The sequence below is a fragment of the Aquiflexum sp. genome (assembly GCF_041749095.1).
GTDB lineage: Bacteria > Bacteroidota > Bacteroidia > Cytophagales > Cyclobacteriaceae > Aquiflexum.
Window position 1 is genome coordinate 1 of the sequence record NZ_JBGTCA010000123.1, and the last position, 13,758, is coordinate 13,758.

Genomic DNA, 13,758 nt, shown 5'->3' on the forward strand with positions numbered 1-13,758 from the left:
CTTGCTCTTTTAATGCCTCTAATACTTTGCCAATCTGTGCATCTACATAACTTACACTGGCGTAATAACCATGTATTAATTTTTTGGCCATTTCATCAGAAACAGGTCCATTTTTAGGAATACCGGAATAACTTCTTAATTCTCCAAAGTTGTGATAGGCTTCCTGCGGGGTAGTTTCAGGCTGTTGATAATTGGCCGGCAATGAAATATTTTCAGCATCATACATTTCCCAGTATTTGGCAGGCGCATTGAATGGCAAATGAGGTCTTAAAAATCCTACCGCCAGAAAGAAAGGTTTATCAGAAGCTTTCAGCTTTTTCAAATCGCTGATGGCTTTCTGTGCAGTTTTTCCATCCAAATAGACTGTATCGTGTACTTCTGCTTTTTCATAGGGATAGCCTCTTGCAGTTGAATCCATTTCAATCCTGAGATTTTCTTTTGTAGAATAATCCCTTCTGGTATTCCATGGATTGGTTGTGGTAGGTTGCCATACTTCATCCCAAGCAAGAGAATCATCCTTAATATGATGATAGACCTTTCCATTTGAGATAGTGGTATAATCATGGTTCTTGAAATTTTTGGGTAAAGAAGTTATACCGGGATAATCCTGATCCAGAAAAGTTTTGAAATCCAGAAAACGATATCTTCCAGGTCGAACCCCGGACAATACACTGGCCCGGGAAGCCCCGCAAACCGGAACATTACAGTATGCCCTGTCAAAGACCAGACTTTGACCTGCGAGATCGTCCATAAAAGGACTTTTTATATGACCGGCTCCATAAATTCCAATTTCAGGCCGAAGATCATCTACCACAATAAACAATACGTTCGGTTTCGATAATGATTGATTTTTCTGATTGGTTCTGCTTTTGGTGTTACAGCCAAGTACAGTTAAAATTGCGATGAATAGGCATAGTTGATATTGAAAATAATTTTTCATGGATCTATTTTATGGGTTTCATAGTGAATTAATATAATTACAATCCTTAACCATTAATCAATCTAGAATCTTATTCTTTTTAAGAAAAACCACAGTTTTCTCGATGGTATCCTCATATAATTCCCTATTAACTATATTGAAAAAGCCATGCCCTTGACCTTCATATTGAATCACTTCACATATATTCCCACATGCTCTCATTTTATTTTGAAAGGTTGTGATGGTTTCTATGGGAATAAGATGGTCTTCAGTACCTATAAAAATAATTGTTGGAGGAAGGTTTTCTCTGACATTATAGAATGGTGAAAAATCTAAATAATAATCTTTTACCCGTTCATATCCATATCCCTCCGGACCATTGTCTAAAACAGGATTAAAAAGAACCAATGCATTAGGAGCCGGATTGATCTGAAGATCATCTTGATAGTCATTTATATTTTTAGACATTACTGTAGCAGCAGCTAGATGGCCTCCCGCAGAACCTCCTGCCGCCGTAATATTATTTGAATCGATTCCGTACTTGGAAGCGTTGGCTTTTAGAAACCTCATTGCAGACTTAGCGTCTTTTAAAGCCTCCTTGGGTGTGGTTCCATACATTTCACTTACTCTGTAATCGACTAGAATGGTAATCATTCCTAATTTTGAAAAATACTCTGAGTGAGGTTTAAACTGATTTATATTCCCTCTAGACCAGCCTCCACCAAAGAAAAAAACCATTGCCGGATGTTGTCTGGAAGATTCAAATTGAGATGGATAAAATATCCTTAAGTACAATTAAGTCGAGTCAACGCTTTTATATGATACTTTTACTGAATCAGTATTTCCTGCGGATATCGTTACATCGAAAATAACAATCATACAGATAAGCATCCATTTATATATATCCGGCATAATTAACATGTGATAAACTAATTACATTCTGATTTTTATGAAGATCAATTGGCGTCTAATATAAGAAATCGCAAAGTTTATCACTTCATATTTTCTCCCCTAAGTTTTAACATGCATTGTCTGCTGAAATAAGAGGAAGATTTTCCAACTGTTTTAACCTAGTCTCCAATTATGGAATAATCAACAAATCCACCATTATATTGATGATTTTTTAATTGTAAACGTTTTCGATAACGTTTACGGAATAAAATATCGATTTTTATTAATTTATAATTTCCGTATTAGGCAAATAATCTATATCATTGATATAAAATTTTGTGTACTTTAAAAATAATAATAGATGTTCAGCCAAATTTACAGGTAGTATGAAAAAAAATTTACTAAGTCTATTTGTATTGATAATGAAGGTAAAATCCAGAAGATTTAGATTACCTCAATTATCCTACTTGGCCTTTTTCCTATTAATACCCTATTGCCAGGGAACATTAGCTCAAAACAGTCCTAATTTTGTTTTCATTCTTACTGATGATATTTCTGCTGAAGATTTGGGGATGTATGGAAATAAACATATTCATACACCAAACCTGGACAGAATTGCTGGCCAAGGTTTGGTCTTTGACAATGCTTTTTTGACCACGAGTTCCTGCTCCCCAAGTAGGTGCTCTATTATTACAGGCCGTTACCCCCATAATACCGGAGCACCGGAGATCCATATGGAATTGCCGGAAGACCAACTTACTTTTGTCCAATTGCTAAAACAGGTAGGCTACCATACTGTCCTTTCGGGAAAGAATCATATGGCCCCTCCTGAACAATTGGGTTTCTCGGAGTTTTCCGACAGTCAGCCTGCGGGAAGTGAAAACTGGGTGCAACATCTAAAGGAACGTCCCAAGGACAAGCCTTTTTTCTTTTGGTTTGCTTCCCACGATGCACATCGGGACTGGCAGATCAATGATAAGGGCAGGGTTTACGATCCGGAAGAAGTAAGCGTACCGCCATATATGTATGATGGACCTAGGACCAGGGAATACCTTGCAGCGTATTATCATGAAATCAGCCGTAGTGATCATTACGCAGGATTGGTATTTGAAGAGTTGGTAAATCAGGGCATTTTGGAAAACACTTATTTTATTTATTTATCCGACAATGGCAGGCCTTTTCCACGAAGCAAAACATACCTTTATCAAAATGGCAGCCGTACTCCTTTGATTATTTTCGGACCCAACGTGAAAGCAGGAAACACGCATTCATTGGTGAGTTCGTTGGATTTGGCCCCTACCATTTTAAATTTAGCCGGCATCCCAATTCAGGAAAGCTTTCAGGGTGTCTCCTTCATGGAAATATTAAAGGATCACCACGCAGTGGTCAGGGAAGTGGCATTTGCAGAACGCAATTGGCACCGGTACAGTGCGCATGAACGAATGGTAAAGATGGGCGATTGGTTATATATTCGAAACAATTGGCCCAATAAGATCAACCTTTCCGGGGAGTCGGATCCACACATGTATCTGGCCGCTCAGGAATTATGGGCTATGCTAGATGAGGGAGAACTTACTCAGGAACAGGAATTTATCACCAAATTGCCGCAACCTGCGGAACAGCTTTTTCACCTCAAAAAAGACCCGCATAACTTGGTCAATGTGGTACATGAATCCGAGAATAAGGAAGTTTTGGCACAAATGCGTTTGTTGCTCACCAGGTGGACAAATGAAACCGGAGATAATATTCCGGATAAGCCGACTCCAAATAAAGCCACATTATATGGGGATCTATTGGAATGGGAAAGGGGAGAAACGCCAGGGGAGGCCACAAAAGCTTGCAAAATCAATCATTCCGGGCCGGTTTTTATAGACTAACTTGATTATTAATAGTAACAATATGAATATACTATTGAAGCCGCAGTTTAAGCAGTCATATTGCCGACTTTGATCAATTTATTGACTGCATGGCAAAAACCTTTCGCTTTTAAAAACCAAGAAATGGAACAACTCGACTATATCACCATAATTGTATTTACCCTGATTATCCTGGTAGCAGGACTCTCTTTTGGCAATAAAGGAACTGATATGAAGTCCTTTTTTGCTGCAGGGGGATCAGTCCCTTGGTCCATAAATGGTTTGTCACTATTTATGAGTTTTTTTTCGGCCGGTACTTTTGTGGTTTGGGGTTCCATTGCATACATGTATGGCCTGGTAGCAATTACCATTCAAATGGCAATGTGCATTGCAGGTTTTGTAATCGGGTATTTTATTGCCCCTAGGTGGTGGAATTCCAAAGTCCTTACTGTTGCTGAGTTTTTGACAAACAGATTTGGAAAAAGAATCCAACAATATTACACTTACATCTTCCTGTTTCTTTCCCTTGGCTACACAGGTGCATTTCTCTATCCTGTAGCCAAAATCCTAAATGTGACAACAGGCTTTGACATCAATTATGCCATTCTTCTGCTTGGGGGAATGATCATGATTTATACTGCTGTTGGGGGATTATGGGCTGTAGTGGTGACAGATGTCCTGCAATTCGTAATTCTAACAGCAGCGGTTTTGCTGGTAATCCCGCTTTCAATTAAGGAAGCAAATGGCTTGGACAATTTTATAGATCAGGCTCCGGAGCAGTTTTTCAATATTTTCAGTGGGGAATACACATTTGCATTTATCATTGCTTTTACTTTTTACAACATAGTATTTATAGGCGGGAACTGGGCTTATGTACAGCGGTACACCTCAGTTAAGAATAGTAAATCCTCCGGCAAAGTGGGTTATTTATTTGGGGCTTTGTACCTCATCAGCCCATTTATCTGGATGCTGCCTCCTATGATTTACAGGGTACTTAATCCTGATTTACTGGGATTGGAAGCAGAAGGTGCTTACCTGATGATCTGTAAGCAGGTACTTCCTGTTGGGGTTTTGGGGTTGATGCTTGGCGGGATGATATTCGCCACAGCAAGTTCTGTGAATACCTCACTCAATTTGGCGGCGGCGGTTTTGACCAATGATGTTTACAAGCCGCTTAGACCAAATTCTTCAGACAAAACCTTAATGAAAGTAGCAAGATTGGCTACAACTATTTTTGGAATTGGGACAATTTTAGTGGCATTTATGGTGCCTATGGCAGGTGGTATAGTCGAAGTAGTATTGAGTATCGCTGCCATTACGGGCGGTGCCCTTTATGGCCCTGCGATTTGGGCTTTATTTTCCAAAAAGCAAACAGGAAAATCAATCTTGGGAGTAACAGCAATAAGCTTGGTCATTAATGTTTTCTTCAAATTTATCAGTCCTAAAGTATTGGATTTTGCCCTAAACAGAACAGAAGAACTCATTCTTGGAATAGGCATACCATTTACACTCCTGCTACTTTATGAGATTTTTGCTCAAAAGAAAGATGTCCCAATTCCTACAAGGAAAGCATCTGTATTTGATAAATCTGAGGAAATCGATGATAATGGACAAAATGAATATGGTATCAAGGTTTTGGGATTTTCTTTCATAGCAATTGGCCTTTTGTTTTGTGTGCTATCCATTTGGGGAGGAAATTCCACCATTTATCTGATCATCATAGGAGCTCTTATTATTGGATTAGGGGTTTTTTTAAACAGATATGTCATTAATAAATTCAAAAAAAACATATCCTATTCAACAACGACACATTGAAAATATGAAAAAGGAAAATTTTGTAGTCGGAAAAAGAAAGTTAAAAACAGATACCATTGTTTCAGATTTGGTGATTGTCGGTGGTGGATTGGCAGGAACATGCTGTGCCATCACTGCTGCAAGGCAAGGCGTAAAAGTAACTTTGATCCAAGATAGACCTGTCCTTGGAGGAAATGGATCTTCAGAAGTCAGGCTGTGGATTCTGGGAGCTACTTCCCACATGGGAAATAACAACCGGTGGGCAAGAGAAGGTGGTGTAGTGGATGAAATTTTGGTCGAAAACCTTTACAGAAATCCTGAGGGTAATCCTTTGATTTTAGATACAATTTTGATAGAAAAGGTAAGCTTAGAACCTAACATCCGATTATTGCTGAATACAGTTGCTTATGATCTCACCAAAAAAGGAAATGATCAGATTGAGTCCGTCCTGGCTTTTTGCAGTCAAAATTCAACAGAGTACCTACTCAAAGCACCTCTTTTTGTAGATGCTTCCGGCGATGGTATTTTGGGTTTCCTTGCCGGTGCAGCCTTTCGAATGGGTGCCGAATCCAAAGAGGAATTTGATGAAGGTTTTGCACCTGATCAAACCTACGGCGAGTTATTGGGCCATTCCCTGTATTTCTACAGCAAGGATACAGGCCAACCTGTTCGGTTTGTACCTCCCTCCTATGCCAATACGGAAATCTCCAAATTACCAAGGTTCAGAAGTTTCAACCTCAAAGAACAGGGATGCAGCCTTTGGTGGGTGGAGTATGGTGGTCGCAAGGATACCATCCATGAAAGTGAAGAGATCAAATGGGAATTGTGGAGAGTCATTTATGGTATATGGCACCATATCAAAAATTCCGGAGAATATCCTGACTCAGGAAACCTAACCCTTGAATGGGTTGGGACAATTCCAGGTAAACGGGAAAGCCGTCGGTTCGAAGGGGATTTCATGCTAACCCAAAAAGATTTGGTTGAGCAAAGACCGTATTTCGATGCAGTCTCTTTTGGTGGTTGGGCCTTGGACCTTCATCCTGCAGATGGTGTATATGGAGAAAAACCGGGATGCACGCAATGGCATAGTAAAGGTGTTTATCAGATACCTTACCGTACCATGTATTCCAAAAACATCAAAAATCTTTTTCTTGGAGGTAGATTGATCAGTGCATCTCACGTGGCTTTTGGTTCATCAAGAGTGATGGCTACCTGTGCCCACAATGGGCAGGCAGTAGCCATGGCCGCAGCAATCTGTGTGTCTCAGAATTTGCTTCCTGCAGATATATTGGAAAAAGACCGAATAAGGGAATTGCAAATGAGATTGATAAAAACCGATCAATATATTCCAAATTTCCGCTTGGAAGATGATTTGGACTTGGCTAAAAGTGCCCAAATAATAAGTTCCTCAGAATTGGAATTGACGGGCCTTCCCTTTGATGGACCTTGGCATTCCTTGGATTTTTCTATGGCCCAAATGATACCGATCAGTGCGGGCGCTGTACCTGAAATGAAAATCCAAGTGAAATCTGAAGTGAAATCAAAGCTATGTGTAGAGTTAAGAATTAGCAAGAAACCGGGAAATTACACCCCTGAGGTCATTTTGGAAAAGTTGGAACTTGATATACAGCCTGGAGAAAAATTTTATTCTTTTGACTTTCAAAAAGAGATCCTATCTCCCCAATATACTTTTGTCACTTTTGTGGCCAATACCGATCTGATGCTAAAGTGCTCCAACACCCGCATTACAGGACTGTTAACCGTTTTTAATAAGTTTAATAAATCTGTAGCAACCAGCAGTCGGCAAGATCCCCCTGAGGGAATCGGAATTGATTCGTTTGAGTTTTGGGTACCGGATCGTAGGCCTAAAGGGCATAACCTGGCTTTTGAATTAGGACAAAGTCTCTTTCCATTTATAAAGGAAAATATCAGGAACGGTATTTTCAGACCCACTACTCAGCCTAATGCTTGGGTAGCTTCTTTAGAAGATCCCAATCCTGCCATCACCTTAGAATGGTCTCTAAAACAGGCGATTTCTGAGGTTCAAATTTGTTTTGATACAGACTTTGATCACCCAATGGAATCCACTTTGATGGGACACCCGGAAAGCGAAATTCCATTTTGTGCAAAGTCTTTTAAGATTACAGATAATTCAGGTAGGGAGGTTTACCAGCAAAAGGAAAATCATCAGACTATCCAAAAGGTCAGATTCCAAGAGCCTGTTATCACCAGTAGTTTGACTTTCGAATTTGAAAAAAGAGTGGAATCTGTTCCCTTAAGTGTATTTGGGATTAGCTGTTGTTCCTAAACCTTTGATAAAAATCTTAATGATACAGAAAAGCAAAATCGGAGCATTCAAAAAGTTTATTGGTTTTGTGCCCATTCTATTCCTTCTGGTTTTCACCATAAGTTGCAATAACACTTCCAAGAGTATTATCCAATTCGGAAATAGTCAGTTTAGCGTAGAAGTGGATCCTGTCTCCACGACATTCACAATAAAAGATAGCAAGGGAGTGATACTTGTTCCCCCACATCCGGAATCCAGCCTTCTTATTGCTGTTGGGGGGAGTAGGAAACCCATTTCCGGAGGCTTGATCAATCCCCAAATTACAAAAAGCGGATTCACAGCAGAACTTCAAACCGAGACAGAAATTACTGCCGTGGTCACATTTTCACTTAAGGAAAATTACCTGCAGGTGACCATGGAACCCAAAACAGAGGGCGAAAAGCTGGATATGGGCATCCGAACCGGCCCGATGGGGCCTGTCTACGGTCTAGGTGACCATGGGGGGTATGAAGGAAAGACCGAGCTTACCGGATTTAGCAATGAACATTTCATCAATGACAAAACAGATGATCACAACTGGAACCACTACCGGTTTATTTCCACATTTGCCGTGTTTCCAGCGCAAGGGGTAGCTCAGGTTGTTTTTGACCGGGGCGAGAAGCAAGTGGTCATTGATAATAATGAAAATAGAATCGGGGTAATTGCAGGGGAAAGACTCAATGCATACTACTTTTTTGGGGAATCTCAGCAGCTATTCAATTCCTACAGATTGGTAAGAGAGAAAGAGGGTTATCCGTCCAAAAAACCCAAGTTCAGGTTCTTCGAACTGGGTTACGAAGCATTCGGCTCTCTTGGCTGGAATACCTATCAAAGTTCTGTTCAACAGGATATAGATGCATATTTGGAACGCGGCTACCCTCTTAAATGGGCAGTAGTGGGAAGCGGTTTTTGGAAAGGAGAACGAAGAACGCCACAGGAAGGGAGTACTACTTCTTTTGGGATTTGGGATAGTATTGCTGCTCCAAACCGAAACGATGGCCTTCCGAATCCCCGGTACCCGGATCCAATGGGAATGAAGGAATTTTTCAATAACCGGGATATCAAGCTGATCTTGGGCAGCAGAATCAATTTTAAGAGTTTATTAAGCGATAATGGGAATTATTTTCTGGAAAATGACGGAGAATTTTCAACCGAAGGACTGGAAAAGGGCTATTTTCTTAAAGACCAAGATGGATCTCCAAAAGTATTTAAAGTCAACTTTCCAACAGGGAATGTCTACCTGCTAGACACCGATAATCTCGGGGCAGTTCGCTGGTTCGTCGATGAGTTTAGTCGTTGGGGTGCCGATGGTATTAAGGAAGATATGATGCTTCAGGATGGTGTCGCACTTGCCAATGATGCCAAACAGAATCCTATAAACGAAGAATTTATAGATCAGGGGGCCTTAGTGATGGTTCGAAATGCGGCTTACGGGGTTCCCGGGGATATACTCAGACTGGAGGACACCAAGTATGGATTCGACCAAGACCGTCCGGTAATCAATGCACTGAATTATGCATTTAGCGGGGCGGGAAATATCTATCCTGATATTGTAGCAGGGAAATACCTGATCACTCCGCTATCTGAAGATCAAAAACGGTACTTCGTGCGAAATTCGATGCTTGCTGCGGTGATGCCGGTGATGTCCATGGGTTTTGGGCCATGGCATCTGGAAAATCCTGATTATGAACGAACGGTAAAAAAAGCAGTGGATATACACTCGCAGTTGATCCCATATATCTACAGCGAGGTAGTCCGGGGACATGAAACAGGTTACCCTTATGCACTTACTCCTCTGCCCCTTGCATTTCCCAAGGACGAAAATACCTATTGGCTTGGGGACACCACCAAGCGGCAGTATGAATGGTTGATCGGAGAATCATTGCTTGCCACCCCTATATATGGGAACGATTACGCAACAGCAACTTCCAGGGAAATTTATCTCCCGGAGGGTAAATGGATGGATTGGGAGAGCGGATCGGTACTCGAGGGGGGCAGATTCTATCCCGACTACAGTTTCGCTGATGATAAAATACCGCTATTTGTGGGCGGAAAAGATTGCGTGGTGCTTAGAAAGGAAGATGGTCTGTACCTCTACTATTTTCCGCTCAATTTTAGAGGGGAGACCTTTGAGTTTATCTTTCCTGACGGCACTTCCCGTTCAACAGTAACTCCACCAACCCAAGGCTCAAAAAACTACATGGTTTTAGAAGGTAATCAGGAAAGTGTGATGAAATTCGATGAAGAAAAATATGCTTTCTATTTCAAAATTGAACCGGGAAAGACTTATCAAATCAAAGGGAAATAGCTATCAGAGTGGATACCTTGAAGAAATAGAGTTCTTTTATAAATACGCTACAAGAAATACCTCAAAAGCATATACAAATTTTAAAAGAGAAAAATGGAAACTCGTCATTGGAAGAAGGTAACATCAGTTTTTTTTATCACAATCGGTCTGTTTGTTCAATCGGCTTGGAGTCAACAAAAGAATAACCTATCCCTCACCGGAACAGCAACCGCAAGTTCATTTAGCCAAGGTTTTGAACCTGACAAGGCAATTGATGGTAAAACAAGTTCGGAAAGCTCATGGCGGAATAAGGCTGGTGAAGATGAATCTTGGTTTATGCTCAAGTTGCCGGGTGCAACTGAGATAGTAGAACTCTCCATTAAAACTCCTATTGAGTCCTCCGTTATTTCAGATTTTAAAATTCAAACCATCTTGAATGGTTCTTGGAGAAATGTAAAAGAAATCAGCGCTAACCAAAACCATCAGGTAACACTCACCTTCGAAAAGCCTATTTTGACCGACCGACTTCGGCTTTGGATAGAAAAACGCAGTCAAGTGGCAGTTTCTGAGTTTGAGGTTTATGGTCGGCAGTACGTGGATTCTACAGCCACAGAAGTCAAGAAAATCCTTGTCAACCAAAGCGGTTACAATCTATATAGGCCAAAGCGCTTTTCTGCTCCTGAAATAAAGGAAAAAACACCCTTTGTGCTTGAACAGCAAAGTAATGAGAAAATTGTCTTCACCGGATATATTGAAAACGGTGTTGGAGATTTTTCAGACTTCAATCCGGAGTCTGAAGAAGAATTCATTGTTATCGCCAACGATCATAAATCGTTCCCTTTCCGAATAGGTCCAAATTGGCTTGAAAGGATAACCTATCGAAATATGATAGAATTTATGATCGGGGCTAGACATTATGTTGGCACTACCAATTTGATCAGACCCTTGTCCTTTGAATGGCGGGATGGGGATTTTTTCAATTGGGCACTGCAAGGGTTGGTGGCCCTATACCTTTCCAACCCTGAAGCTTTTGAACGGATGGAGAAAACTGTTTCCTATGTGCCAAATTCCTCTTTTCCTTCCCAATATAAAGGACTTTGGGGAGCGTTGGAACCTTACAAAGAAGATGTTCCTGATCTTCTCAAACTTATTCATTGGGATGTGGATGTGAAGATATCGCAAGGATTGGAACATGAGATGCAAAAGGCTGAACTCGCTCATTTTCTGTATGCCTGGCCTTATTTGGAAAAGTGGCTCCCTCAGCAAAATTTTGATCGCGTCTATGAATACACAAAGGATAAATGGGAAAAAACCACTGTCAATCCACGTTCAACCTCACAATACGACCTAAGTCCTGAGCATAATTTATTGGCTCTAAAAACCCAAATGGGGACTACAAAAGGTGAAATGCCTCCCGGATATTCTGTCATTCCCAATTTGATGATGTATGAGGTCACCAAAAAAAGAGGTGAAAAAGATGCGGAGAAGTACTTTGAAGCAGCATACAGGCAAATGAAATGGATGATTCAAAACCTGGACTGGAAGGATCCAATTGTGACTAAAGGCCAAAGGGTGTCCGAACACATGACCATGAGGGCATTTGCCTATTTCCAAAACAGCTTTCCTGATCGGGCCCCAGAGGGATTAAAGGAAAAAGTGAAGGACTGGGCAAAAGTTGCTATTTCCAGATCAGACAATTACTGGGATTTTCGAAAATATTCCGATGATGAAGATTGGGTACCGCCAAGCTGGAATGAAACCGGGAATGTCTTGGGATTTCCTGCTGCATTATTTGCTGCTATGTCGATTTTAGAGGATCAGGAATTGAATGGAAAATTAGAAATTTTGGCCTGGTCACATTTTGACAATGCTTTTGGAAGAAATCCTGTGGGAAGGCATTTTTCCCACAGAGCTCCTGAAGAAATTGAAGGCGTGGATGTAGGTTGGTATGATGCCCACAAAGGTGGAATTGGGTTGCTTGAGGAAGTGAAGTTTGTATTTGATGGTTCTCCAAAATCTTTCCACTACCCCAACAATCCTGAAGTGGGAAACTTGGGTTGGACGGAGGGTTGGGTTCAGTTCAATACTGCTTTTAATATAAGTATGGCCTATTTGGCTAATTATTACACTCGGTTGGAGTTGTCGATGGATTCCAAAAAGGAGTTGAGAATCAATTTAGAAGCCCCTCTGAATTTTGATCCAACTAAGGAAGAACATGTTACTGTGCATATTCAAAATGAGCAAGGACAAAGCATTTCTGTTCGGCTAAAGAAGGAGTCTCCGTATTCAAATCAATTAACCGGAGTACTTCCCTGTTCAAAAAATCGTCTGGGATCAGGAAATAAAAAGATTGAGTGGAATAAGGGAGATGCCATCAGGGTTTCTTATGGTTTAGGTTATTTTAAAAAAGAAGCATCGTATTTGAGAATGGATTAACTTCTTTAATAGCCAAGAAAGATATTTTTTTTCAATAAATCTATTTGTTTATTGCATCATCTATGAAGAAAACTATTGAATCCACATTCAAAGAAACATTTTCCAAAGAACCCCTAGTAGTATATTCTCCGGGAAGGATAAACCTTATAGGAGAACATACAGATTACAATGAGGGGTTTGTCATGCCTGCTGCAATCGACAAGAAAATGATTGTGGCCATAGCTGCAAACCAAAGTCGGCAGGGGCGGATTTATTCCATGGATTTTGAAGAAGAATTTGTGTTCGATCTGGATTCTTTTGGTCCTTACAAAGGTCATTGGGCGACTTACATCATGGGAGTCACAGCCCAACTTCAACAGGCCGGATATGCTGTTCAGGGATTTGACATGGCATTTGGAGGTGATATTCCTGTAGGTGCGGGATTGTCCTCTTCTGCGGCTTTGGAGGCTGCCGTTGGATTTGCGATGAGCACACTATTTGGATTTCATATACCGAAACGGTCTTTAATCCATTATGCCCAAATGGCAGAGCATGTTTTTGCCGGAGTCCAATGCGGGATCATGGATCAGTTTGCTTCAGTAATGGGCAAAAAAGGCCATGTTATCCGGTTGGATTGCCGATCACTGGATTTTCAGCATTTTCCCCTTAGCCTTCCCAATCACAGTATTTTATTGATTGACACCTGTGTGAAACATTCACTGGCCGACTCAGCCTACAACAAAAGGCGCGAAGAATGTCAAACTGGTGTAGCGGCTGCCCAAAAACTGAATCCTGAAATCAAATCACTCCGAGATATGGATTTGGAGGTTTTGGATGCTATTGGGTCAGATATCACCCAAATAGTTTATAACCGATGTAAGTACATTATTGAAGAAAATAACAGGGTTTTAGCTGCCTCCGAATTATTGGACAAAGATGACCTGAAAGGTTTTGGTGAAAAGATGTACCTGTCACATGAAGGTCTCAGCAAGCTATATGAAGTTTCCTGTCCTGAACTTGATTTTTTGGTTGACTTAACCAAAGATCTCGAATATGTATTGGGAAGCCGGTTGATGGGTGGAGGTTTCGGCGGCTGTACGATCAACATTGTGGAAAAATCAAAAGTCAAAACCCTTCGAGACAGCATCAAACCTGCTTTTGAATCCAAATATGACGTTACTCCAAAGTTTTATGAGGTGAGTTTGGAGGAAGGTACGGGGTTGATGTGAATTTAAAAAATCAAATGGGGTGATAGTGTAAAATCCATCTT

Annotated in this window: 8 protein-coding genes; 6 read left to right on the plus strand and 2 right to left on the minus strand. The window is 40.8% G+C overall.

Features of this window, described 5'->3' with window-relative positions; translation table 11 throughout:
• Together ACEW8O_RS06595 and ACEW8O_RS06600 are read right to left on the minus strand one after the other, a co-directional pair.
• On the minus strand, nucleotides 1-940 hold a 940-nt coding region (locus ACEW8O_RS06595; protein ID WP_373493831.1), incomplete at its 3' end, for a sulfatase-like hydrolase/transferase.
• A gap of 57 nt (nucleotides 941-997) precedes the next feature.
• The gene (locus ACEW8O_RS06600) at nucleotides 998-1,714 is read right to left on the minus strand and encodes an alpha/beta hydrolase (protein WP_373493832.1); all 717 of its coding nucleotides are present in this window, start codon (nucleotides 1,712-1,714) and stop codon (nucleotides 998-1,000) included.
• Nucleotides 1,715-2,196: 482 nt separating this feature from the next.
• Between ACEW8O_RS06600 and ACEW8O_RS06605 the strand changes: the two genes are divergently transcribed.
• The 6 genes from ACEW8O_RS06605 to galK all read left to right on the plus strand — a co-directional run bounded on the left by ACEW8O_RS06605 (nucleotide 2,197) and on the right by galK (nucleotide 13,717).
• Complete coding sequence (locus tag ACEW8O_RS06605) at nucleotides 2,197-3,687, plus strand: sulfatase (RefSeq protein WP_373493833.1); 1,491 nt, start codon at nucleotides 2,197-2,199, stop codon at nucleotides 3,685-3,687.
• Nucleotides 3,688-3,810: 123 nt separating this feature from the next.
• Nucleotides 3,811-5,481, plus strand: coding sequence for a sodium:solute symporter family protein (locus ACEW8O_RS06610; RefSeq protein WP_373493834.1), 1,671 nt, complete (start codon nucleotides 3,811-3,813; stop codon nucleotides 5,479-5,481).
• Nucleotides 5,482-5,485: 4 nt separating this feature from the next.
• On the plus strand, nucleotides 5,486-7,768 hold the full coding sequence (locus ACEW8O_RS06615) for an FAD-dependent oxidoreductase (protein ID WP_373493835.1): 2,283 nt from the start codon (nucleotides 5,486-5,488) through the stop codon (nucleotides 7,766-7,768).
• A gap of 19 nt (nucleotides 7,769-7,787) precedes the next feature.
• On the plus strand, nucleotides 7,788-10,094 hold the full coding sequence (locus ACEW8O_RS06620) for a TIM-barrel domain-containing protein (protein WP_373493836.1): 2,307 nt from the start codon (nucleotides 7,788-7,790) through the stop codon (nucleotides 10,092-10,094).
• A 93-nt stretch (nucleotides 10,095-10,187) separates the two neighbouring features.
• Nucleotides 10,188-12,509: a discoidin domain-containing protein gene (locus ACEW8O_RS06625; protein WP_373493837.1), complete on the plus strand. Its 2,322-nt coding sequence runs from the start codon at nucleotides 10,188-10,190 to the stop codon at nucleotides 12,507-12,509.
• Between the two features lie 62 nt (nucleotides 12,510-12,571).
• Complete coding sequence (galK, locus tag ACEW8O_RS06630) at nucleotides 12,572-13,717, plus strand: galactokinase (RefSeq protein WP_373493838.1); 1,146 nt, start codon at nucleotides 12,572-12,574, stop codon at nucleotides 13,715-13,717.
• Nucleotides 13,718-13,758 lie beyond the last annotated feature (41 nt).

Excerpts from the sequence above, each read along its gene's own strand:
- ACEW8O_RS06605 (WP_373493833.1), top strand. The coding sequence starts at position 2,197 with ATGAAAAAAAATTTACTAAGTCTATTTGTATTGATAATGAAGGTAAAA.
- ACEW8O_RS06620 (WP_373493836.1), top strand. The coding sequence starts at position 7,788 with ATGATACAGAAAAGCAAAATCGGAGCATTCAAAAAGTTTATTGGTTTT.
- ACEW8O_RS06615 (WP_373493835.1), top strand. The coding sequence starts at position 5,486 with ATGAAAAAGGAAAATTTTGTAGTCGGAAAAAGAAAGTTAAAAACAGAT.
- galK (WP_373493838.1), top strand. The coding sequence starts at position 12,572 with ATGAAGAAAACTATTGAATCCACATTCAAAGAAACATTTTCCAAAGAA.
- ACEW8O_RS06610 (WP_373493834.1), top strand. The coding sequence starts at position 3,811 with ATGGAACAACTCGACTATATCACCATAATTGTATTTACCCTGATTATC.
- ACEW8O_RS06625 (WP_373493837.1), top strand. The coding sequence starts at position 10,188 with ATGGAAACTCGTCATTGGAAGAAGGTAACATCAGTTTTTTTTATCACA.